This window comes from Streptomyces globisporus (assembly GCF_003501885.1).
Lineage (GTDB): Bacteria > Actinomycetota > Actinomycetes > Streptomycetales > Streptomycetaceae > Streptomyces > Streptomyces globisporus_D.
Window position 1 is genome coordinate 1 of the sequence record NZ_QWFA01000115.1, and the last position, 22,974, is coordinate 22,974.

Below are 22,974 nucleotides of genomic sequence, written 5' to 3' on the forward strand. Positions count from 1 at the left end.
CCAGGCCGGACTGTTCGCGATGGCGGCGGCGATCGGCGCCATCGGGCTCAACATGCTCACCGGCGCCACCGGCCAGCTCTCCATGGGCCACGCGTTCTTCCTCGCTGTCGGCGCGTACGGCTACTGCGTACTGGCGGGGGAGAGCAGCACCGAGAACGGGCACTCACTGACCGGCCTGGGTCTTCCCACCTGGCTGGCCGCGATCCTCGCGGTGCTGCTCGCCGGGGCGGCGGGCGGGATCTTCAGCCCCATCGCCGGCCGGCTGCGCGGCGCCTACCTCGGCATCGCGACCCTCGCGCTGATCTTCATCGGGCAGCACGTCCTGTTCAACGCGGGCTCGCTGACCGGCGGTTACAACGGCCGGGCCGTACCGCCGCTGTCCGTCTTCGGGTTCACCTTCGACGACTCCGAACTCGTCGTCGCCGCAGTCCCGTTCGGCTCCTCGGAGAAGCTCTGGTACGCGGGTCTGCTCGCGCTCCTGCTGAGCGCCCTGTTCGCCCGGGGCGTGCTGCGCGGCCGGCCCGGGCGCGCCATGAACGCCATCCGCGACCACCGGATCGCGGCCGGGGTGATGGGCGTGCCGGTGGCCCGCTACCGGGCCGGGGTCTTCGTCCTGTCCTCGATGTACGCGGGCCTCGCGGGCGTCCTGCTCGCCCTGGTCTTCCAGCGGACCGTGCCCGAGTACTTCGGCATGATCCTGTCCCTCGAATACCTCGCCATGATCGTCATCGGCGGTCTCGGCAGCGTCGCCGGAGCGGTGATCGGCGCCGCCTTCGTCTCCCTGCTGCCGCAGGTGTTCACGCACTACAGCGACTCCCTGCCGCTGGTCTCCGCCCCCGGCACGGGCGGTCTTGCACCCGGTGAGGCGTCCCGCTATCTGTACGGCGCCGCGGTGGTCGCGGTGGTCCTGTTCCTGCCCGGCGGCCTCGCCCGCCTCGGCCTCGCCCGCACGAAGAAGCCGAAGGCTCCGCAGCAATCAGCGGCTCCGAAGAATCCAGGGGAGAAGTCATGAAACTGAGAGTGCTCACGGCCGTCGTCGCGGCCCTCGCCGTCACCCTCGTCGGGTGCAGCGGCAAGGCGACCGAAGGAAAGGCGGGCGAGGAGGGCGAGGGCGGGATCAAGACGGGTCCCGGGGTCTCCTCCTCGACGATCTCCCTCGGGGTGCTGACCGACATGACGGGGGTCTACGCCTCGCTGGGCAAGAGCGTCACCCAGGCCCAGCAGCTCTGGGTCAAGCAGACCAACGACGCGGGAGGCATCTGCGACCGGAAGATCGAACTGACGGTCCGTGACCACGGGTACGATCCGCAGAAGGCCATCGCCGCGTACACCGAACTGGTCCCGGACGTGGCGGGCTTCGCCCAGTTCATCGGCTCCCCGTTCGTCGCCGCGGTCGAGCAGCGCATCGACGGCCAGGACAAGGGCCTGGTGCTGCCGCAGGCCTGGTCGGCGAACCTGCTGGGCTCCCCGTACATCCGGGTCATCGGCGCCACCTACGACGTCGAGACGATCAACCTCATCGACTACCTCCTCGCCGAGAAGCGCATCGCGAAGGGCGACAAGATCGGTCACGTGTACTTCGAGGGCGACTACGGCGAGAACGCGCTCGTCGGCTCGAAGCACGCGGCGAAGGAGGCCGGGCTCACCGTCGTCGAGCAGAAGATCAAGCCGACCGACAACGACATGACGGCCCAGGTCGCCGCCCTCAAGCAGGCCGGGGTCAAGGCCGTCGTCGTCAGCGCAGGCCCCCGCCAGGCGGCCTCGCTCGTCGGCGTCGCCGCCGCCACCGGCTTCAACGTCCCGGTCGTCGGCAACAACTCTGCCTTCGCACCGCAGCTGTTGAAGACCCAGGCGGGCCCGGCCCTGCTCAAGGACTACTACGTCGCCTCCTCCACGCTGCCCATCGGCGACCCGGGCGACGGACCCGCCAAGCTCGCCAAGGAGTACGCCGCCCAGTACCCCAAGGACGTCCTCGACAACGGCGTCGTCGCCGGCTACACGGCGGCCTCCCTCTTCGGCGAGGCCCTGTCCAAGGCCTGCGACGACAAGGACCTCTCCCGCGAGGGCATCGACAAGGCGCTCCTCACGATCAAGGGGTACGGGACCGAGTTCGGGGTGACGCACGACTTCTCGGACCCGAAGGCGCCGTCCACCCGGGAGAGCGTCATCATGAAGCCCGACGCCGGTGCCGCCGGCGGACTGAAGGTGGTCCGGCCGGCCGAGGTCGCCCCGGCGGCCGAGTCCTTCACCACCGGCGACTGAGCCCCGCGTCGGGAGGGCTGACCGGAGGGTGACGGAGGTCTGACCGGGGCAGCCCGGTCAGACCTCCGTGCCGTCCATCCCGATGTACCGGAAGCGCCCCCGCTCCACCCGGTAGATGAAGACCCCGGTCCCTGTGTACATCCCGTTGGCCGACTCGAAGGCGTAGTTCTTGGACACGCCCTTGTACGAGGTCGTCCGCAGCGCGGGCAGCAGGTCCTGCCGCGTCAGCTTCTCCCGGCCCAGCCCCTGGGCGCAGGAGGCGATCAGCCCCACCGCGTCGTACGCCTCGGCCGCGAACAGCGGCGGCGCGTGGTCGAAGCGCTTGCGGTAGGCGGCGGCGAACGGGTGCACCGAGGGCACGGAGGCGGGGTCGGCGGCCGTCGAGACGACCAGCCAGCCCGCCGCGTCCTCACCCGCCTCCGCCAGGAACCGCGGGTCGTGCACCGCCTGGGTGGCGATCTTCGGCCCGAGGAACCCGGCCCGGGTCAGCGACTTCGCGAACCGTCCGGCGTCCCGCCACCCACCTCCGTACACCACCGCCCCCGGCTGCTTCGCGACGATCCGCTCGGCCGCCGCGTCCAGGTCGCGCGTGCCTTCGCGTACGGTCTCCGCGAACACGGTGCGGCCGTTGCCGCGCAGCCCCGTGTCGAGGAAGCGCGTGGTCTGCCGGCCGTACTCGGTGCCGTCGTCGACCAGCGCCACCTGGTCGATCTCGTACGCCCCGAGGAACTGGGCCACCGGCAGCATCTGCATGTCGTTGCGCGGCCGGGCGCACAGGAAGATCCGGTTCAGGTGCCGGATGTCGCCGTCGACCACGCTGAGCAGCGGCAGCGCCGCCTCGTCGTACGCGACCAGCGCCTCCCGGGCCGCGTCCGTGCCGGTCGCCCCGATCGCGGCCACCAGGAGCGGGTCCTCGGCGAACCGGCGCACCGCCGCCTTCGCCCGCTCCTCGTCGCCCCCGTCGTCGACCGTGGTCAGCCGCAGCGTGAACGGCGCGTCGCCCCGCGCGTTGTGCTCGGCCACCGCGAGCCGGGCCGCCTTGTCCTGGCCCTTGCCGACGGCGGCGGACGGGCCGCTGAGGTCGGCCTGCAGCCCGATGTGGAGCTCCGGGCGCGCCACCTTCCCGTCGTCCTCACCCTCGCCGCCCGTGTCCTTGTCGCCGCCCGAGACCAGCCAGGCGGTGGTGGTGCCCGCAGCGGCGAGCACGGCGCCCCCGGTGACGTACGCGAGGAAACGACGGCGGTCGGGGGAGGCGGGGACGGCGGTCGTATCGCGGGCCCCGCTGCCGGTCCCGGTCCCGGTGCCCGTGTCAGGGCCGCCGAATGGGCTGCCGTCCGCGCCGCTGCCCGGACCGCCGCCCGCGCTCGCGTCCAGGCTCGTCGCGTCGATGTCGGGCAGGGCGAGCATCCGGGCCGAGCGCTCGGCGATCAGATGGGTGACCGGGCCGGGCAGCCAGCTGCCGCCCGACAGGTCCTCCGCGAACGCCTGCCGGATGTCCGCCGCCGTCGGACGGTCCCCGGGCTCCTTGGCCAGGCACGCCTCGACCACCGGGAGCAGCCCCGGCGGCAGCGCGCTCAGGTCCGCCGTGTCGTGCACGGTGCGGAACAGCATCGCCTCCACCGGCCCGGTGCCGAAGGGCCGCCCCCCGGTCGCCGCGTACACCAGGACGCAGCCCAGTGAGAAGACGTCGCTCGCCGGGCCGATCCGCCGCCCCTGCGCCTGCTCGGGCGAGAGGAAGCCGGGGGAGCCGACGATCACGTCGGTCGCGGTGAGGACCGTGTCGTCCAGGGCCCGCGCGATGCCGAAGTCGATCAGCCGGGGGCCGTCCAGACCCAGCAGGACGTTGCCGGGCTTGACGTCCCGGTGCACCAGGCCCGCCGTGTGGACGGCCTCCAGCGCCTCCGCGAGCATCGAGCCCAGCGCCCGCACCCCGCGCTCCGGCAGCGGCCCCCCGCTGCCGACCGCCTCGCTCAGGGCGGGGCCCGGCACGAACTCGGTGGCCAGCCACGGGGCCGGCGCCTCGGTGTCGGCGTCGACCACCGGTACCGCCCACCGGTTGCGGACCTGCCGGGCGATCGCCACCTCCCGCCGGAAGCGGGCCCGGAAGCCGGTGTCGTCGGCGTACTCCGAGCGGATCAGTTTGATCGCCACCAGCGCGCCGCCGGGCGACCGGCCCAGCAGCACCACGCCCATGCCCCCGGCGCCGAGGCGGCCGAGGACGCGGTACCCGGCGATCCGTGCCGGGTCGGTGGAACGGAGCGGTTCCATCAGGGGTCAGTGCCTTTCGTCCGGGCCTGCGGTCACTTACGGCCCGCGGTCACTTCAGTTCCAGCTCGACGCGGTAGAGCACCTTGGCGCCGCCCTCGGCGGCGATCCGCAGCAGATCGGTGTTCGTGTAGCCCTTGGCGCCCTTGACCGACACGGCCGTCGTCACCGGGCCGATCCGGGACTTGGACCATACGTAGTCCTGGACCCCGCCCGACTCCGGGCCCGAGTACTTCCCCGCCTCGAACAGCGAGGCGTCCGCGTTGCGCACGTCCTTCTGGTCGAACTGGAGCGACATCAGACCGCTGAGGCGCTGCCCGCCGCCCAGCTCCTGCTCCGGGCAGCGGAAGCTCTCCTGCACGGTGTCCTTGATCTCCCGGTCGGCCCCCGCCTCCGTTTGGTGCACGGTCACGGTGACCGCCCCCTGCACCCGGCCCTTGCCGCCCTGCGCCGGGATGTCGAGCCGCCGCGTGAAGCTGTCCAGAATGCCCGAGGGCAGCGGGGACCGGGTCCAGACGCAGGAGTCCGGAAGCACGGGCCAGCTGCCGCCGCTCTCGTACGGGGCGTGCCGGACCATCCCCGCCGTCCAGTCGTTCTCGCCGAGCGCGGCGTTACGGGTCAGCTTCCGGGCCTGGGCCGCGTTCTTCGGGACCCGCTCGGGGTTCGGCGTGAAGTCGTAGGCGCTGGGCAGCGCGCCCGGGAGCGTGGACTGCTTCGGGTCGGGCTTCTTCGACGCCCCGGTCTTCTCCCCGCCGGTCGCCGGACCGCCCTGCTTCGCCGACCCGCTCGGCTTCGGGTCGGGCCCGCCCTTGTCCTTCGACCCCGACCCGCCGCATCCGGCCAGCAGCACCCCCGCCGTCGCGACCGCCACCACGCGTGTCCCCACCAGCATCAGCTTCATCTCGGACCCCCCGGTCCCCCGGACCGCCCCCTGGCCGAAATGGCCCGGGTGTCGGTTGCGAGGAGATTCTAGAAGCCGGGTCCGGCGGAGGGACGGGAACCTGCTACTCACCCCGATGCCGAAAATTCTCAGCCATCGGGAGGGCAACGCCTCTGGCGGGAGGGCGCATGCGGTGGTAAGGCCGCTCGGCGCACCGGAAACGCACGAGGGCCCGGATGCCGGGGAGCATCCGGGCCCTCGCCCTGTCTTTCGCCCAGCAGCCGCTACGGCAGCTGCGCCGCCCGCGCCTCGCGCCGGTTGTCACGGAACGTGTTCACCCGTCGCGCCGTGGCGAACAGCGGGATCACCGCGCCGAGCACCACCTGGAGCGCGCAGCCCGTCTGGAGCAGCAGCTGACCGCCGGGGGCGTCGAACGCCCAGGCGGCGAGCAGCCCCATCGCGGCCACGATCCAGCCGAGCATCGCCACCGCGAGGACGCCCCGCGGCTTGGGGTACTCCACCCGGCTCACCATCAGCCATGCCACGCCGACGATCGCGAGCAGCGTCGGCACGAAGGGCAGCTCCAGGAGCACGATCGAGACGACCGTCAGCGCTCCGAAGGGGCTCGGCATGCCCTGGAACATGCCGTCCTTCAGTGTCACGCAGGAGAATCTGGCCAGCCTGAGCACTACCGCCAGCAACACGACGATCGCCGCCAGTGCCGACACCCGCTGATGGGCGTCGTCGGCGACCATGCCGTACACGAGCACGAAGTAGGCCGGTGCGAGCCCGAAGCTGATGAGGTCCGAGAGATTGTCCAGCTCGGCGCCCATCGGCGAGGAGCGCAGTTTGCGCGCCACGAGTCCGTCGAACAGGTCGAAGATCGCGGCCATCAGCATGAGGATCACGGCGGTGGCGGCCGAGTGCCGGGCCATGCCCGTCTCGTCGCTGCCCGTGAGGTGCGGGATCAGAATGCCCGTGGTGGTGAAGTACACCGCCATGAACCCGCACGTCGCGTTACCGAGCGTGAGCGTGTCCGCTATCGACAACCGCATCGACAGCGGCATGTCCTCCGTGCCGTCGACGTCGTTCTCGTCTTCGGCCTCCGGCACCCAGCCGGCCTTGGTATCAGGATCAATCACGGTCAATTCGAGTCACCCCCGCGGTGGTGGCCTGACCGACCTCGACCGCGACATCGATCCCCTCCGGGAGGTAGATGTCCACGCGCGAGCCGAAGCGGATCAGGCCGATGCGCTCGCCCTGCTCCACCTTCGTGCCCTCGGGGAGGTACGGCACGATCCGACGGGCGACCGCTCCCGCGATCTGCACCATCTCGATGTCGCCGAGCTCGGTGTCGAAGTGCCAGACAACGCGCTCGTTGTTCTCGCTCTCCTTGTTGAACGCCGGAACGAACCCACCCGGGATGTGCTCGACCGACGTCACGGTGCCCGCCAGCGGCGCGCGGTTGACGTGGACGTTGAGCGGGCTCATGAAGATCGCGACGCGGGTGCGCCCGTCCTTCCACGGCATGATGCTCTGCACCACGCCGTCGGCCGGGGAGATGACCCGGCCTTCGGTGATCTCGCGCTCGGGGTCACGGAAGAACCACAGCATGCCCGCCGCGAGCGCGGTGGTGGGCACGGCCGCTGCTGCCCAGCGCCCCGACTTGCGGGCGCGGGCCAGGCTGAGGGCTGCGGTGGCGACGGTCGGCAGGAGCCACGGGGAAGCTCCGCGGGCGATGCGGACCCCGCCGCGGGATGCGGTGGAAGTGCTGTCGGGCATGAATGACCTTCGTAGCGGATGATGCCGCGCTGGCAACGGGGGACGGCGGCTTTCCGAAGATGCTATCGGTTGCCGGGCGCAACTGGGCAAGCCAGCAGCCGAGTCGGACTGTCGAACGCCGCCCGTCGAGGGTGACCCGGTGTGATGTTCTTCGCCACCAAATCACCCTGAAACGGACAATCAGCCCTGGAATCGGTACTCCTCCAAGAGGCGCCGGCCAATGATCATTTTCTGGATCTCGGCGGTACCTTCACCGATCAGCAGCATCGGCGCCTCACGGTAGAGGCGCTCGATCTCGTACTCCTTGGAGAAGCCGTAGCCGCCGTGGATACGGAAGGCGTCCTCGACGACTTCCTTGCAGTATTCGGAGGCGAGGTACTTCGCCATCCCTGCCTCCAGGTCGTTTCGTTCCCCGGAGTCCTTTTTGCGTGCCGCATTCACCATCATCGCATGAGCGGCCTCGACCTTGGTGGCCATTTCGGCCAGTTTGAACTGGATCGCCTGGTGCTGGGCGATCGGCTTGCCGAAGGTGTGGCGCTGCTGGGCGTACGAAACACCCAGTTCGAATGCACGCTGCGCGACACCGCAGCCACGCGCGGCGACATTCACCCGGCCGACCTCGACGCCGTCCATCATTTGGTAAAACCCTCGGCCGGTCGTGCCGCCGAGGACACGATTGGCCGGAATGCGCAGGTCGTCCATGATGAGCTCGGTCGTGTCGACGCCCTTGTAGCCCATCTTGTCGATCTTCCCGGGGATGGTCAGACCGGGCCGGACCTCTCCGAAGCCGGGCTCCTTCTCCACCAGGAAGGTCGTCATCGACTTGTGCGGTGCGGTCCCCTCGGGGTGGCCTTCGTCACTTCGGCAGAGAACGGCCACCAGGGTGGACGTACCACCATTCGTCAGCCACATCTTCTGGCCGTTGAGAACGTACTCCTCGCCGTCCTTCACACCCTTCGACGAGATCGCCGAGACGTCCGAGCCGAGCGCCGGCTCGGACATCGAGAAGGCCCCGCGCACCTCGCCGAGCGCCATCCGCGGCAGGAACGTGTCCTTCTGCTCCTGCGTGCCGTGCTGCTTGAGCATGTAGGCCACGATGAAATGCGTGTTGATGATGCCCGACACGCTCATCCAGCCGCGCGCGATCTCCTCCACGCACAGCGCGTAGGTGAGCAGCGACTCGCCCAGCCCCCCGTACTCCTCGGGGATCATCAGCCCGAACAGGCCGAGTTTCTTGAGCCCCTCGACGATTTCCGTGGGGTACTCGTCGCGGTGTTCCAGCTGGGTCGCGACCGGAATGATCTCCTTGTCGACGAAATCCCGGACCGTGGCAAGGATTTCCCGCTGGATGTCGTTCAGACCGGCGGTCTGGGCGAGTCGCGTCATGGCTGCTTCTCCTGTGGCTTCACGCGGATGGCCTTAAGGCTTCACACGGTTACTTGGCGGGCGTCGGGCGGCCGGGCTGCTCCCCGCCGCGCTCCTTGATGTACGTCTCGGTGGGAACCATCACCTTGCGCCGGAACACGCAGACGACCGTGCCGTCCTGCTTGTAGCCCTTGGTCTCCACGTACACGATGCCGCGGTCGTTCTTGGACTTCGACGGGGTCTTGTCCAGCACGGTCGTCTCGCCGTAGATCGTGTCGCCGTGGAAGGTCGGCGCGATGTGCTTGAGCGATTCGACCTCCAGATTGGCGATGGCCTTCCCGGAGACGTCCGGCACCGACATGCCGAGCAGTAGCGAGTAGATGTAGTTGCCGACGACGACGTTCTTGCCGAAGTCGGTCGTCCTCTCCGCGTAGTTGCTGTCCATGTGCAGCGGGTGGTGATTCATGGTCAGCAGACAGAAGAGGTGGTCGTCGTACTCCGTGACCGTCTTTCCGGGCCAGTGCTTGTAGACGGCACCGACCTCGAACTCCTCATACGTGCGTCCGAACTGCATGATCAGGCCTCCGGGGCTTCGAACTTGGACGTGCGCTGCATTCCGGCCGCCCGGCCCTTGCCCGCGATGACCAGGGCCATCTTGCGGCTGGCCTCGTCGATCATCTCGTCGCCGAGCATCGCGGAGCCCTTCTTGCCGCCCTCCTCGGAGGTGCACCAGTCGTAGGCGTCCAGGATCAGCTCGGCGTGGTCGTAGTCCTCCTGCGAGGGCGAGAACACCTCGTTCGCCGCGTCCACCTGGCCCGGGTGCAGCACCCACTTGCCGTCGAAGCCGAGGGCGGCGGCGCGGCCGGCCACCTCGCGGTACGCGTCCACGTCGCGGATCTGGAGGAACGGGCCGTCGATTGCCTGGAGGTCGTGCGTACGGGCCGCCATCAGGATGCGCATCAGGATGTAGTGGTACGCGTCCGCCGGGTAGCCGGGCGGCTGCTGGCCGACGACCAGGGTCTTCATGTTGATCGACGCCATGAAGTCGGCCGGGCCGAAGATCAGCGTCTCCAGGCGCGGCGAGGCGGCGGCGATCTCGTCGATGTTCACCAGACCCTTGGCGTTCTCGATCTGCGCCTCGATGCCGATCTTCCCGACCTCGAAGCCCATCGTCTTCTCGATCTGGGTCAGCAGCAGGTCCAGTGCCACGACCTGCTGGGCGTCCTGGACCTTCGGCAGCATGATGCAGTCGAGGTTGGGGCCCGCGCCCTCGACGACCGTGATGACGTCCCGGTACGTCCAGTGCGTCGTCCAGTCGTTGACCCGCACGACCCGGGTCTTGCCGCTCCAGTCACCGTTGTTCAGCGCGTCCACGATTGTGTGGCGGGCGCCCTCCTTGGCGAGCGGCGCGCAGGCGTCCTCCAGGTCCAGGAAGACCTGGTCGGCCGGGAGGCCCTGGGCCTTCTCCAGGAAGCGCGGGTTGGAGCCCGGCACGGCCAGACACGAGCGGCGGGGCCGCAGCCGGTTCACGGGGGTGGTGGGCGTGGTCATGCGGGGACCTCCAGAGGGTCGAGCTTGTTCGCTTTCCGGATCTCGTCGACGATACGGCCGATGATCTCCGTGATGCCGAAGTCCTTCGGGGTGAAGACGGCGGCCACTCCGGCTTCGATGAGTGCGGTGGCGTCGGTCGGCGGGATGATGCCGCCCGCGATCACCGGGATGTCCGGCGCCCCGGCCTCACGCAGCCGGTGCAGCACGTCGGGGACCAGCTCCGCGTGCGAGCCGGACAGGATGGACAGGCCCACGCAGTGCACGTCCTCGGCGAGCGCCGCGTCGGTGATCTGCTCGGGGGTCAGCCGGATCCCCTGGTAGACCACCTCGAACCCGGCGTCCCTGGCCCGTACGGCGATCTGCTCGGCCCCGTTGGAGTGCCCGTCCAGGCCCGGCTTGCCGACCAGCAGACGCAGCCGCCCGACCCCCAGGTCGGCGGCGGTCCGGGTGACCTTCTCGCGGACCAGGGCGAGCGTGCTGCCCGGCTCCGCGGTGACCGCGACCGGGGCCGAGGAGACCCCGGTGGGAGCGCGGAACTCGCCGAAGACGTCCCGCAGCGCCCAGGACCACTCGCCGGTGGTGACGCCCGCGCGGGCGCACTCGACGGTGGCCTCCATCATGTTCTCGGTGCCCGCGGCGGCCTTCTTCAGCGCGGCCAGCGCCTCCGAGGCCCGTGCCTCGTCACGGTTGTCCCGCCACTCGTGCAGGGCCGCGACGACCCGTGCCTCGATCGAGGGGTCGACGGTCATGATCGCGCCGTCGAGGTCGGAGGTGAGCGGGTTGGGCTCGGTGGACTCGTAGATGTTGACGCCGACGATCTTCTCGTCGCCCGCCTCGATCCGGGCCCGCCGGGCCGCGTGCGAGGAGACCAGCTCGGACTTGAGATAGCCGGACTCGACGGCCGCCATCGCGCCGCCCATCTGCTGGATCCGGTCGATCTCCGCCAGCGACTCCTCGACCAGGGCGTCCACCTTGGCCTCGACGACGTGCGAACCGGCGAAGATGTCCTCGTACTCCAGCAGATCGCTCTCGTGCGCCAGCACCTGCTGGATCCGCAGCGACCATTGCTGGTCCCAGGGCCGGGGCAGCCCCAGCGCCTCGTTCCAGGCCGGCAGCTGCACCGCCCGGGCCCGGGCGTCCTTGGAGAGGGTGACGGCCAGCATCTCCAGGACGATGCGCTGGACGTTGTTCTCCGGCTGCGCCTCGGTGAGGCCGAGGGAGTTGACCTGAACGCCGTAGCGGAAACGGCGCTGCTTCTCGTTCGTGATGCCGTACCGCTCGCGGGTGACGCGGTCCCAGATGCGGCCGAAGGCGCGCATCTTGCACATCTCCTCGATGAAGCGGACGCCCGCGTTCACGAAGAACGAGATGCGGGCGACCACGTCACCGAACTTCTCCTCGGGCACCTGGCCCGAGTCGCGGACCGCGTCGAGCACCGCGATGGCGGTCGACATGGCGTACGCGATCTCCTGGACCGGGGTGGCCCCCGCCTCCTGGAGGTGGTAGCTGCAGATGTTGATCGGGTTCCACTTGGGGATGCGGTTGACCGTGTACGTGATCATGTCCGTGGTCAGCCGCAGCGAGGGCACCGGCGGGAAGACGTGCGTCCCGCGCGAGAGGTACTCCTTGACGATGTCGTTCTGCGTCGTCCCCTGGAGCTTGGCCGTGTCGGCCCCCTGCTCCTCCGCGACCACCTGGTAGAGCGCCAGCAGCCACATGGCGGTCGCGTTGATCGTCATCGAGGTGTTCATCTGCTCCAGGGGGATGTCCTGGAACAGCCGCCGCATGTCACCGAGGTGCGAGACGGGAACACCGACACGGCCCACCTCGCCGCGGGCGAGAATGTGGTCCGGGTCGTATCCGGTCTGCGTCGGCAGATCGAAGGCGACCGAGAGACCCGTCTGGCCCTTGGCGAGGTTGCGGCGGTACAGCTCGTTGGACGCCTCGGCGGTCGAGTGACCGGCGTACGTCCGCATGAGCCAGGGCCGGTCCTTCTGACGTTCGTTCATCGGGGAACCTCAGACGTTGCGGAAGCGGTTGATGGCGTCGATGTGCTGCTCGCGCATTTCCTGGTCGCGCACGCCCAGACCCTCGCGGGGGGCCAGGGCGAGGACGCCGACCTTGCCCTGGTGCAGGTTGCGGTGGACGTCGTACGCGGCCTGGCCGGTGTCCTCCAGGGAGTACGTCTTGGAGAGCGTCGGGTGGATCTTGCCCTTGGCGATGAGGCGGTTGGCCTCCCAGGCCTCGCGGTAGTTGGCGAAGTGGGAGCCGATGATGCGCTTGAGGGACATCCACAGGTAGCGGTTGTCGTACTCGTGCATGTAGCCGGAGGTGGAGGCGCAGGTGGTGATGGTGCCGCCCTTGCGGGTGACGTAGACCGAGGCACCGAAGGTCTCACGGCCCGGGTGCTCGAAGACGATGTCGATGTCCTCGCCGCCGGTGAACTCGCGGATGCGCTTGCCGAAGCGCTTCCACTCCTTCGGGTCCTGGGTGCGCTCGTCCTTCCAGAACTTGTAGCCCTCGGCGTTGCGGTCGATGACCGCCTCGGCGCCCATGGCCCGGCAGATCTCGGCCTTCTCCGGGGAGGAGACGACACAGATCGGGTTGGCGCCGCCGGCCAGCGCGAACTGGGTGGCGTAGGAGCCGAGCCCGCCGCTGGCGCCCCAGATCAGCACGTTGTCGCCCTGCTTCATGCCCGCGCCGTTGCGCGAGACGAGCTGGCGGTACGCGGTGGAGTTGACCAGGCCCGGGGCGGCGGCCTCCTCCCAGCTGAGGTGCTGGGGCTTGGGCATCAGCTGGTTGGACTTGACGAGGGCGATCTCCGCCAGGCCGCCGAAGTTGGTCTCGAAGCCCCAGATGCGCTGCTCGGGGTCGAGCATCGTGTCGTTGTGGCCGTCGGAGGACTCCAGCTCGACCGACAGGCAGTGCGCGACGACCTCGTCGCCCGGGTTCCACGCGTTCACGCCGGGGCCGGTGCGCAGGACGACGCCCGCCAGGTCGGAGCCGATGACGTGGTACGGCAGGTCGTGGCGCTTGGTGAGCTCGCTGAGCTTCCCGTAGCGCTCCAGGAAGTTGAAGGTCGAGACCGGCTCGAAGATCGACGTCCACACGGAGTTGTAGTTCACCGAGCTGGCCATCACGGCGACGAGGGCCTCGCCGGGGCCGAGTTCGGGGACCGGGACGTCGTCGAGGTGGATCGACTTGCGGGGGTCCTTGTCGCGGGTCTCCAGACCGGCGAACATCTCCGCCTCGTCCTTGTGCACGGTGACCGCGCGGTAGGACTCGGGGAGGGACAGGGCCGCGAAGTCCGCGGCCGTGCTGTCCTGCGACTGAATGGCGTCCAGGATTTCCTTCACGGTGTTGCCTCCGGTGATGCGGCGTCGAGGGAACGCTTGAGGGGCCCTGCTGGCAGGGGGAGCGGTGCGGTGTGGAGGTGTTGCCGTCGGTTCGGCAGGTGGAGCTGGCTTTGCTCGGTGGAGCAGAAGGTGCCTGTGACGCAGGCGTCCGGGCGCGCAGCACGGTGGTTGCGGGGACAGCCGGCGTACGTGTGAGTTCTCAGCACGCCGGCCGCCCGGACACCTTCAACGTATGGCACTCCGTGACACCTGACAAGGCACCCAGTGCCAACAATTTCTCTCACTTGTCATCTCGTGGGCACGCATGAGCAACACGATGGGCGTTACGAGACGTTCTGTCCTGCTGGCAGGCGGTTACCGCCCCGCCCGATACACATACGGCGTCGTCGTCCCGAGCGCCGTGAAGCCGAGCCGGGCCAGGATGGGGGCCGACATGGCGCTCGCGTCGACCTGGAGGTAGCGGTGGCCGCGCTCGGCGGCGATCCGGGCCCGGTACGCCACCAGCGCCCGGTAGATGCCCTTCCCCCGCCAGGCGGCAACCGTTCCGCCGCCCCAGAGCCCCGCGAAGTCCGTCCCCGGGTACAGCTCCGTACGGGCCGAGCCGACCGGCTCCTCGCCCGCCAGGACGATGAGCGCCATGAAGTCCTCGGGGGCCTCCGCCAGCCGCTTCACGACCTGGTGCAGCAGCCGGGTCCCGTCCGTGCCGAACGCCCGCTCATGGGCCAGCGCCATCAGCTCCGCCCCCGCCGCGTCCGTCACCGGGCGCAGCGTGACGCCGTCGGGCAGGGCGACCGGCCCGGTCAGCAGCTCCGCCGGGGCCACCAGCAGGGTTTCCGGCGGCCCGGGGGCGAACCCGGCCGCCCGCAACCGGTCGCCCAGATCGGCCGGCCGGTCGTGCGCGTACAGCTTCCACTCGAACTCCGGGAGGCCGAGCGCCGCGCAGTGCCCGATCTGGGCCGCGATCGTCGCGTCGGCCCCCTCCTCGTCCAGGTCCGGGGACGACCAGACGACCCCGTTCCAGTCGTCGGGGCCGCCCACCTGGCGCACGAGGGGCCCGTCCCGCTCGACCCGGACACCGGGGCCGTCGGGACGGGCGTGCTCGCGCATCGTGCGGTCGTACAGGGCACGTACGTCGTCGGTTCGCATGGCGGAACCCCACCACGGTGCCGTGGTGGCCGCGAACGGTTTACGGCCCCGTGTCACGCGGGTTCCGCGTGCGGTCTCAGCGGTCCTTGAGGGCCTGCTGGATCGTCCGCATGACCTCGTCCAGCGGAGCGTCCGTACGCGCCACCGCGACGAGCACCTCGCCGTCCGTGGTGACCGAGGCGGCCGGGCCGCGCTCGGGCTCGGCCTGGGCGGTCCGGCCGGCCCCGATGCCCGTGCCGAAGGTGTCGCGCACGATGGCGAAGGCCCGGTCGAGCTGGGCCTCCACATCGCCCTGGCCGCCCGCCCGCAGCCAGCGGCGCAGCACATGGTTGTGCGCGGTGACGACGGCGGACGCGGCGACCTCCGCGAGCAGCGGGTCGTCGTTGCCCACATGGTGGTCGCGCTCGTCGAAGTGGCCCAGGAGATAGCGGGTGAACAGCCGCTCGTAGCGGGCCACCGACGCGATCTCGGCCTCCCGGAGGGTCGGCACCTCGCGGGTGAGCTTGTAACGGGCCACGGAGACGGCGGGCTTGGCCGCGTACATCTTCATGACTTCCTTGATGCCGCGGCAGACGGTGTCGAGCGGGTGCTCGTGCGCGGGGGCGGCGTTCAGGACGGCCTCGGCCCTGACGAGGGTGTCGTCGTGGTCCGGGAAGATGGCCTCTTCCTTGGAGCGGAAGTGGCGGAAGAAGGTCCGGCGGGCCACGCCCGCGGCGCCCGCGATCTCGTCGACGGTCGTCGCCTCGTAGCCCTTCGTGGCGAAGAGTTCCATCGCGGCGGCGGCCAGTTCGCGGCGCATCTTGAGCCGTTGGGCGGCCGCGCGCGTTCCCGCGGTGGTCTCCGGGGCGTCGGTCGCGGCGGTGGCACGGGGTGACTTGGCGGGCTGGGACATGGCATGAACGTAACGCATCGGTGCAGGAGAGCGCGCCTGCGGGGGCGGGCCGCCGGAGGGTCCCAGCAGCCCGCCCCACCCGGCTCCCGGGTCAGCGACGGGCATATTCGCGGAAGCCGCGCCCCGTCTTGCGGCCGAGGCAGCCCGCGGCGACCAGGTGCTCCAGCAGCGGCGCGGGCGCCAGGCCCGGGTCGCGGAACTCCTTGTGCAGCACCTTCTCGATGGCCAGCGAGACGTCCAGGCCGACCACGTCGAGCAGTTCGAACGGGCCCATCGGGTAGCCGCCGCCCAGCTTCATCGCCGCGTCGATGTCGTCCAGCGAGGCGTAGTGCTGCTCGACCATCTTGATCGCGTTGTTGAGGTACGGGAACAGCAGCGCGTTCACGATGAACCCGGCCCGGTCCCCGCAGTCCACCGGGTGCTTGCGGATCTTCGCGCAGACCGCGCGGACCGTGGCGTGCACATCGTCGGCGGTCAGGACCGTACGGACCACCTCGACCAGCTTCATCGCGGGCGCCGGGTTGAAGAAGTGCATCCCGATGACGTCCTCGGGGCGGGCGGTCGCCCGCGCGATGGCGACGACCGGCAGCGAGGAAGTGGTGGTGGCGAGCACCGCGCCGGGCCGGCAGACCTTGTCCAGGGCGGCGAACAACTGCTGCTTGATCTCCAGGTCCTCGGCGACCGCCTCCACCGCGAGGTCGACCTCGGCGAACGCGTCCAGCGAACCGGCCGCCGTGATCCGCGCCAGCGTCTCGTCCCGGGCCTCGGCGCTCAGCCGCCCCTTGGACACCGAGCGCTCCAAGGACTTCGCGATCCGCCCCTTGGCGAGGTCCGCCTTCTCCTGGGTCCTGGCCGCCAGCACCACGCCGTAACCGGCCTTCGCGAAGACCTCGGCGATCCCGGACGCCATGGTGCCGGAGCCCGCGACGCCCACCGACGCCACCGCGCGCCCCGCGCCCGCCGCGGAGCCGGCCGCCGGGGTCAGCGCGTCGGGCACCACGTCCTGGCCGCCCGGGGCGTCGTATGTGTAGAAGCCGCGCCCGGCCTTCCGGCCGGTCAGGCCCGCGCTGCTGAGCTGCCCGAGGATCGGGGCGGGGGCGTGCAGCCGGTCGTGGGACTCGGCGTACATGGCCTCCAGGACCGTACGCGCGGTGTCGATCCCGATCAGGTCCAGCAGGGCGAGCGGGCCCATCGGCAGCCCGCAGCCCAGCTTCATCGCCGCGTCGATGTCCTCGCGGGACGCGTAGTTCGCCTCGTACATCGCGGCGGCCTGGTTGAGGTAGCCGAAGAGCAGCCCGTCCGCGACGAACCCCGGCCGGTCGCCGACCGCGACGGGCTCCTTGCCCAGCTCGCGGGCCAGCGTGGTGACGGCCTCGACGGCGGGCGGCGCGGTCAGCACCGAGGAGACCACCTCGACCAGCTTCATCGCGGGCGCCGGGTTGAAGAAGTGCAGGCCGAGCACGCGCTCGGGGCGCTGCGACTCGGCGGCCAGCCGGGTCACCGACAGGGCGTTGGTGCCGGTGGCCAGGATCGCGGTGGGGGAGACGACCGCGTCCAGCTCCCGGAACACCTGCTGCTTGATCTCGTACGACTCCGGAACCACCTCGATGACCAGTTCGGCATCGGCGGCGGCCTGGAGCGTGTCCGCGGTACGGAACCGGGCGAGCGCGGCGGCCCGCTCCTCCTCGGTGATCCGCCCGCGGCCCACGGCCCGTGCGGTGGACGCTTCGAGGGAGGCGACGGCCGCGAGGGCGGCCGTCTCGCTGATGTCGATGCCGATGACCTCACGGCCCGCCAGGGCCAGGACCTCGGCGATGCCGGTGCCCATGGTGCCGAGGCCGACGACGGCGATGGTGGAGAGAGGGGTGTCCATCACGGGACTCCAGGGTGAGTGACGACTGTGGGAGCACAGCGCGCGCGGCGATGAGGGAGCGGCGCGTGGCGTACGGAAGCTGCGTGTCGTGGAGCACGGGGCCGAGGCGCGAAGAGCGCGCGCCCGACCGTGAGGGTGACGGGCTCTGTCCCGGAGCCGCGTCGCACGTAAAGCCGAACCGACAAGCACTCCGGGTGGCTGCGTCACCAGGCCACCGGAGCCTGCGGGGAGTGTGCCCCGCTCAGATGAGATTAACCGGCGAGTAACGAGCGCGCCACCCCTGGGTTCGTGTGCCCTGGGCCACACGGGCTTGGACATCCCGCCCCGCACGGAGTGTGCCCGTCGATACGCTGAGCGTCATGGATGAGGAGTTCCGTTCGCTCATGGACCGGCTGGAGCCCGAGGCGGCCGGGTCGCCGCGGTACGCCCGGCTCGTCGCCGCCGAGGACCCCGAGGAGCTGGCCCGGGTCCTGGTGGAGCCGCACCAGCCGCTGTGGGCCCGGGAGCTGGCCGCCTTCCGGCTCGGCTGCGCGGGCGACCGGCGGGCCTTCGAGGCGCTGGTGCTCCTGCTCAACCACCGCGACCCCGAACGCTGCGTCTCCGCCGCCCACGCCCTGGCCCGCCTGGACGACCCCCGCACACCCCGGGCCGCCGCCGCGCTCGCCACCAACGCCCTGCGCACCGCCTACGCCCTGCACCCGGTGCGCCTGCTGACCGACCTGCGGGCCCCCGAGTCGGTGCCCGCCCTGGTCGCCACCCTGCAACGCCTGCTGGCCCCGGGCGAACCCCACTGGCGCGTCGCCCTGGCCTGCGTCGAGGGCCTCGGCCGGCTCGCCGACGAACAGGCCCGCCCGGTCCTCACGGCGGCCCTCCCGCATCCGCGCCTGGCCGCGGCCGCCGCGGCGGCGCTCAGTCGGCTGCCGGGGGACTGAGCGGGCGGACGTCCCGGGGAGTGAGCGGGCGGACGTAACGCACCTCGGTCACCAGGGCCCCGCCCGCCTGGAAGGTGTCCTCGCCGCCGTCCGGCCGGAACCCGGCCCGCTCGTAGAACCGGCGCGCCGGTGCGTTGTCCCGCAACACCCACAGCGCCATGTCCGCGTGACCCGCGGCGGCGGCCCGGTCCGTCAGCTCGGCCAGCAGAGCGCGCCCGGTCCCGGTCCCGATCTGCTCGGGCAGGACGTAGATCGCGTAGAGCTCGCAGCCGGGGAGCCCGTGGTCCTCGGCGCGGTGCGGGCCGACGCAGGCCCAGCCGGTGACCGTCCCGTCGGGCCGTTCGGCGACCACGTTCACGGCCTCGCCGCGTTCCTCGAAGTACCTGCGCCGCTGCCCGGTCTCCTCGGCGATGTCCATCCGGTCCGGATACGGCTGCGGCAGCAGGCCCCGGTAGGCGTGCTGCCGGCCGCGCACCCGGATCGTGGCGACCGCCTCGCAGTCGTCGATCCGCATGCCGCGGATCGTGATGCCGGGCGGGGACGGGTGCGGGGGAGTCGTGGAGGACCTCATGCCGGTCCATCCTCGCGTGCACCCCGCGCACCGCGCGCCCTCATTTCTCGCCGGGCCGCCCGCGCACCCCGCGACACGGGGTGCGCGGGCGGCCCGTCCTGCTCAGTGGCGGAAGCCCAGCAGCCCGTGCAGCCGGCTGCCCTTGCTGTTGTCCACCGACTGGGCCGCCGCCTTCTCGGCGGGCAGCGGCTTCGGCTCCGGCAGGGCGGCGCAGACCGCGTCCGCCTCACCCCGGCCGCGCGGGACCGTGCCGTCGGTCAGATAGGCCGTCAGATGCTTGTCCAGGCAGTCGTTGCCGCTCAGCGTGATGCCGTGGTTCCCGCCGCCCTCCTCCACGACGAGGCTGGAGCCCTTGAGCTTGCGGTGCATGCTGACCGCGCCGCCGTACGGGGTCGCCGCGTCGTCCGTCGCCTGGAGGATGAGCGCCGGGGGCAGCTGCCGGTTGTTCACCGGAACCGGCCGCAGCGGAGGCACCGGCCAGTTCGCGCACGGCGCGTTGTACCAGGTGTTGTTCCAGGTCATGAACGGCGCCTTCTCGTGGATCCGGCGGCTGTCGTTGCGCCAGGTGCTCCAGTGCTCGGGCCAGCCGGCGTCGCGGCACTGGACGGCCGTGTAGACCGAGTAGCCGTTGTCGCCGCTCGCGTCGACCGCGCCGAAGTTCTCGTACACCTCGACCAGCGCCTCGGCGTCCCGGTCCTTCACGTACGCGGCGAACGCCTCGGCGAGGTAGGGCCAGTAGCCGTTGTAATAGCCGCCGGGCAGGAAGGTGTCCTCCAGCTCGCTCGCGCCGACCGTGCCGCCCGCGGGCTTCCGCGCCACGTCCGCCCGCATCCGGTACCAGGCGGCCTCGACCCGTGCGGGGTCGGTGCCCAGGCCGTACGCGGCGTCGTTCTTCGCGACCCAGGCGGCGAAGGCCTTGTGCCGGTCGTCGAACGCGTGGTCCTGGCCGAGGTTGCCCTCGTACCAGACGTCGTCCGGGTCGACGACCGAGTCCAGCACCAGCCGGCGCACGCGCTCCGGGTACAGCTTGGCGTAGACCGCGCCGAGGTAGGTGCCGTAGGAGTAGCCGAAGTAGTTGAGCTGCCGGGAGCCCAGCGCCCGGCGGATCACGTCGAGGTCCTTGGCCGCGCTCACCGTGTCCATGTACGGCAGCACGTCGCCGTGCTTCTCGCCGCAGGCCCGGGCGAAGGACTCGGCCCGGTCGCGGTTGATCCGCTCCGCCCGGTAGGACGTCGGCACCGAGTCGGGGCGCACCGGATCGAAGTGCCCGGGCAGGCAGTTCAGGGCGGGCGTGCTCCTGCCGACGCCGCGCGGGTCGAAGCCGATCACGTCGTACTGCGCGGCCACCTTCTTCGGGAGCGAGGACGCCACGAACCCGGCCATCGACAGACCGCTGCCGCCCGGGCCGCCCGGGTTGACCAGCAGCGGGCCCTGGAAGGTCTTCGCGGTGTGCGGGACGCGGGACAGGGCGAGCGTGACCTGACGGCCCGACGGGCGGCGGTGGTCCAGTGGGGCGCGGACCTTCGCGCACTGGAGCGTCGGGTAGCTCTCGGTCCGACAGTCGGTCCACTTCAGCTTCGGGGCGGGCGGCGTGCTCGCCGAGGTGGCGGCGGCCGGACCGGGTGCGGCGGTCAGCAGACCGGCGACGGTCGCGCCGACGGCGACCAGAATTCCTGCACGTTTCGTCATGGGGCCTCCCGGAATGGCGGGACGCGGCGCCGGATCACCGGTCCCCGCCGCATGCTCCCCGAATTCCCCCGCGGAAGGGCCCGTTCCGCGCGGAGTCGACCCGTACGGTCACGCCATCGGCCCCACGGGCCCCACCGGTGACCTCCGGACGGCTGTCAGAGCAGGGTCAGCTGGGTCGGGCCGGGCTCCGGTGCGGTGGCCGGGGCGGATGGGGCCGGGGTGATCCGGCGGGCCTCGCCCCGGTGCGCCGGGCCGATGCCGAACTCGTCCGCCAGCTCGTGCACCTGACGGGTGATCCGGCGCTGGTACCAGGTGGGGGCGTACGCCCCGCCCGCGTACATCCGCTCGTACCGCTCCACCAGATGCGGATGGTGCTGCCCCAGCCAGTGCAGATACCACTCGCGCGCGCCGGGGCGCAGATGCAGGACCAGCGGGGTCACCGAGGTCGCTCCCGCCTCCGCGACGGCCGCGACCGTGGCGCGCAGCTGCTCCGGGCGGTCGCCGAGGAAGGGGATGACCGGGGCCATCAGGACCGAGCAGCCGATCCCGGCGTCGGTGAGGGCGCGCACCACGTCCAGCCGGCGTTCGGGGGAGGGGGTGCCCGGCTCGACCGTCCGCCACAGCTCCCGGTCGGTGAAGCCCACGGAGACCGAGACGCCGATCTCGGTGACCTCGGCGGCCTGCCGCAGCAGCTCCAGGTCCCGCAGGATCAGCGTGCCCTTGGTCAGGATGGAGAAGGGGTTCGCCCGGTCGCGCAGGGCGGTGATGATGCCCGGCATGAGCCGGTAGCGGCCCTCCGCCCGCTGGTAGCAGTCCACGTTCGTGCCCATGGCGATGTGCTCGCCCCGCCAGTGCCGGGAGGCCAGCTCACGCTGGAGCAGCTCGGCGGCGTTGACCTTGACGACGATCTGGGAGTCGAAGCCGATCCCGGTGTCCAGGTCCAGATAGCTGTGGGTCTTGCGGGCGAAGCAGTACACACAGGCGTGCGTGCAGCCCCGGTACGGGTTCACCGTCCATTCGAACGGCATCCGCGAGGCCCCGGGCACCCGGTTCAGGATCGAACGGGCCCGGATCTCGTGGAAGGTGATGCCCCGGAACTCCGGGGTGTCGAACGTGCGCGTGGTCACCGCGTCCGCGGCGAAGAGCGCGCTGTTCCCGGTCGTCGAGCCGTTCTCGACCAAATTGTCCCAGCGCATGGACGCCTCCTCGGTAGCACTCCTCGCAGAATAGAACACTTGTTCCCTTGATCGTGCGAGGCGGCCCCGCGACTAGCCTGTGGCCCACCGACGAGCCCCTACCGGACCGGGAGGCCCCGACCATGGCCGGCAAGTTCACCGAGCTCGCGATCGACTGCGCCGCCCCCCTGCCCCTGGCCCGCTTCTGGTGCGCGGTCCTCGACTACGAGGTGCGGGGCGTGGAGGAGGGGGAGGAGGTCGTCACCATCGGCCCGCCCTCGGCGCCCGAGGGGAAGGACCGCCCCGGCCCGGTGGCGCCGGCGCTGACCTTCGCGCGCGTCCCCGAGGGCAAGACCGTCAAGAATCGGCTCCACATCGACATCAACCCCACCGACCGGGAGCAGGGCGAGGAGGTCGAGCGGCTGCTCGCGCTCGGCGCCCGGCGCGCCGACGTCGGACAGGGCGGGGCGAGCTGGGTCGTCCTCACCGACCCGGAGGGCAACGAGTTCTGCGTCCTCGCGACCCGCTGCCCCTGACCCCGCCCGGCCCCGATTTTGAGCGGCCGTACCCGAGGTGGTTGGCTCAGCACACCCCCCGAACCACGGATTGCTGGAGGAACAGCCATGGCGCAGGTCGAGGCGACGACGGAGCGGATCATCGCGGCGGACGCGGACACGGTGTTCGACGCGCTGGCCGACTACAAGGACGTCCGCGGCAAGGTGCTGACCGGGCACTTCAGCGAGTACGAGGTCCGGGAGGGCGGCGACGGCGAGGGCACCCTCGTGCACTGGAAGCTCCAGGCGACCAGCAAGCGCGTCCGCGACTGCCTGCTGGAGGTCAGCGAGCCGACCGAGGGGCAGCTCGTCGAGAAGGACCGCAACTCCTCCATGGTCACCACCTGGACCGTCACCCCGGCCGGTGAGGGAAGGTCCAAGGCCGTCGTGGTCACGGTCTGGGACGGCGCGGGCGGCATCGGCGGGTTCTTCGAGCGGACCTTCGCCCCCAAGGGCCTCGCCCGCATCTACGACGAGCTGCTCCAGAACCTCGCCACCGAGGTCGAGAAGTAGGGCCGACCGGCGATCGGGGGCCGGTCCGCCCGGCCCCCGCACGACGACCGGCCTCACCGGAACGGGTGGTTTTCCCGGACGACCGGTTGTGCGCCGTAGTGGCTCCCACCGGCGCATAAGCCCTCCGTGCGCGCCGCGTACGCCCCTCGTCACGTTTGCCCCGCCTTG

The 22,974-nt window shown here is 71.0% G+C and carries 20 protein-coding genes; 5 read left to right on the plus strand and 15 right to left on the minus strand.

Annotation, left to right across the window (positions count from 1 at the left end; translation table 11 throughout):
• Together D3105_RS21170 and D3105_RS21175 are read left to right on the plus strand one after the other, a co-directional pair.
• Nucleotides 1-1,012, plus strand: a 1,012-nt coding sequence (locus D3105_RS21170) for a branched-chain amino acid ABC transporter permease (protein ID WP_240646976.1), incomplete at its 5' end; no start/stop codon positions are given.
• Nucleotides 1,009-2,262: an ABC transporter substrate-binding protein gene (locus D3105_RS21175; RefSeq protein WP_118904672.1), complete on the plus strand. Its 1,254-nt coding sequence runs from the start codon at nucleotides 1,009-1,011 to the stop codon at nucleotides 2,260-2,262. The genes D3105_RS21170 and D3105_RS21175, both read left to right, overlap by 4 nt.
• A gap of 57 nt (nucleotides 2,263-2,319) precedes the next feature.
• Here the strand turns inward: D3105_RS21175 and D3105_RS21180 are convergent, their stop codons facing one another.
• The 12 genes from D3105_RS21180 to D3105_RS21235 form a co-directional block, all read right to left on the minus strand.
• The gene (locus D3105_RS21180; RefSeq protein WP_118904673.1) at nucleotides 2,320-4,530 is read right to left on the minus strand and encodes a bifunctional serine/threonine-protein kinase/ABC transporter substrate-binding protein; all 2,211 of its coding nucleotides are present in this window, start codon (nucleotides 4,528-4,530) and stop codon (nucleotides 2,320-2,322) included.
• Between the two features lie 49 nt (nucleotides 4,531-4,579).
• Nucleotides 4,580-5,428 carry a hypothetical protein gene (locus D3105_RS21185; protein ID WP_118904674.1) on the minus strand — a complete coding sequence of 283 codons (849 nt, stop codon included), beginning with the start codon at nucleotides 5,426-5,428 and terminating at the stop codon, nucleotides 4,580-4,582.
• 263 nt (nucleotides 5,429-5,691) lie between these two features.
• Nucleotides 5,692-6,519 carry a CDP-diacylglycerol--serine O-phosphatidyltransferase gene (pssA, locus tag D3105_RS21190; RefSeq protein ID WP_179887321.1) on the minus strand — a complete coding sequence of 276 codons (828 nt, stop codon included), beginning with the start codon at nucleotides 6,517-6,519 and terminating at the stop codon, nucleotides 5,692-5,694.
• 22 nt (nucleotides 6,520-6,541) lie between these two features.
• A complete protein-coding gene (locus D3105_RS21195) occupies nucleotides 6,542-7,189 on the minus strand; it encodes a phosphatidylserine decarboxylase (RefSeq protein WP_010058364.1) in 648 nt (215 codons plus the stop codon).
• A 180-nt stretch (nucleotides 7,190-7,369) separates the two neighbouring features.
• Nucleotides 7,370-8,575 carry an acyl-CoA dehydrogenase family protein gene (locus tag D3105_RS21200; protein WP_118904675.1) on the minus strand — a complete coding sequence of 402 codons (1,206 nt, stop codon included), beginning with the start codon at nucleotides 8,573-8,575 and terminating at the stop codon, nucleotides 7,370-7,372.
• 49 nt (nucleotides 8,576-8,624) lie between these two features.
• On the minus strand, nucleotides 8,625-9,128 hold the full coding sequence (locus D3105_RS21205) for a MaoC family dehydratase (protein ID WP_118904676.1): 504 nt from the start codon (nucleotides 9,126-9,128) through the stop codon (nucleotides 8,625-8,627).
• Nucleotides 9,129-9,130: 2 nt separating this feature from the next.
• On the minus strand, nucleotides 9,131-10,105 hold the full coding sequence (locus D3105_RS21210) for an HpcH/HpaI aldolase/citrate lyase family protein (RefSeq protein ID WP_093812564.1): 975 nt from the start codon (nucleotides 10,103-10,105) through the stop codon (nucleotides 9,131-9,133).
• Nucleotides 10,102-12,114 (minus strand): protein meaA, encoded by a 2,013-nt coding sequence (locus D3105_RS21215; protein WP_118904677.1) that lies wholly within the window; start codon nucleotides 12,112-12,114, stop codon nucleotides 10,102-10,104. Before D3105_RS21215 ends, D3105_RS21210 begins: the two co-directional genes overlap by 4 nt.
• A 9-nt stretch (nucleotides 12,115-12,123) precedes the next feature.
• The gene (ccrA, locus tag D3105_RS21220) at nucleotides 12,124-13,461 is read right to left on the minus strand and encodes a crotonyl-CoA carboxylase/reductase (RefSeq protein ID WP_118904678.1); all 1,338 of its coding nucleotides are present in this window, start codon (nucleotides 13,459-13,461) and stop codon (nucleotides 12,124-12,126) included.
• 354 nt (nucleotides 13,462-13,815) lie between these two features.
• Nucleotides 13,816-14,607: a GNAT family N-acetyltransferase gene (locus D3105_RS21225; RefSeq protein WP_118904679.1), complete on the minus strand. Its 792-nt coding sequence runs from the start codon at nucleotides 14,605-14,607 to the stop codon at nucleotides 13,816-13,818.
• Between the two features lie 76 nt (nucleotides 14,608-14,683).
• Entirely contained in the window at nucleotides 14,684-15,499 is an 816-nt protein-coding gene (locus D3105_RS21230) for a TetR family transcriptional regulator (RefSeq protein ID WP_118904680.1), read from the minus strand.
• 91 nt (nucleotides 15,500-15,590) lie between these two features.
• On the minus strand, nucleotides 15,591-17,372 hold the full coding sequence (locus D3105_RS21235) for a 3-hydroxyacyl-CoA dehydrogenase family protein (RefSeq protein WP_118904681.1): 1,782 nt from the start codon (nucleotides 17,370-17,372) through the stop codon (nucleotides 15,591-15,593).
• A 359-nt stretch (nucleotides 17,373-17,731) separates the two neighbouring features.
• Here D3105_RS21235 and D3105_RS21240 point away from each other — a divergent pair, with 359 nt between their 5' ends.
• Complete coding sequence (locus D3105_RS21240) at nucleotides 17,732-18,304, plus strand: adenylosuccinate lyase (protein WP_412080889.1); 573 nt, start codon at nucleotides 17,732-17,734, stop codon at nucleotides 18,302-18,304.
• Here D3105_RS21240 and D3105_RS21245 read toward each other — a convergent pair.
• The 3 genes from D3105_RS21245 to D3105_RS21255 form a co-directional block, all read right to left on the minus strand.
• Complete coding sequence (locus D3105_RS21245; RefSeq protein ID WP_118904683.1) at nucleotides 18,282-18,875, minus strand: GNAT family N-acetyltransferase; 594 nt, start codon at nucleotides 18,873-18,875, stop codon at nucleotides 18,282-18,284. The two genes, D3105_RS21240 and D3105_RS21245, sit on opposite strands and share 23 nt — an antisense overlap.
• Before the next feature lie 102 nt (nucleotides 18,876-18,977).
• Nucleotides 18,978-20,564, minus strand: a complete 1,587-nt coding sequence (locus D3105_RS21250) for an alpha/beta hydrolase (protein ID WP_118904684.1) — start codon at nucleotides 20,562-20,564, stop codon at nucleotides 18,978-18,980.
• 155 nt (nucleotides 20,565-20,719) lie between these two features.
• Nucleotides 20,720-21,760: an Rv2578c family radical SAM protein gene (locus tag D3105_RS21255; protein WP_118904685.1), complete on the minus strand. Its 1,041-nt coding sequence runs from the start codon at nucleotides 21,758-21,760 to the stop codon at nucleotides 20,720-20,722.
• Nucleotides 21,761-21,882: 122 nt separating this feature from the next.
• Here D3105_RS21255 and D3105_RS21260 point away from each other — a divergent pair, with 122 nt between their 5' ends.
• The gene (locus D3105_RS21260) at nucleotides 21,883-22,275 is read left to right on the plus strand and encodes a VOC family protein (protein ID WP_118904686.1); all 393 of its coding nucleotides are present in this window, start codon (nucleotides 21,883-21,885) and stop codon (nucleotides 22,273-22,275) included.
• A gap of 87 nt (nucleotides 22,276-22,362) precedes the next feature.
• On the plus strand, nucleotides 22,363-22,806 hold the full coding sequence (locus D3105_RS21265) for an SRPBCC family protein (RefSeq protein WP_118904687.1): 444 nt from the start codon (nucleotides 22,363-22,365) through the stop codon (nucleotides 22,804-22,806).
• The last annotated feature ends 168 nt before the right edge of the window (nucleotides 22,807-22,974 follow it).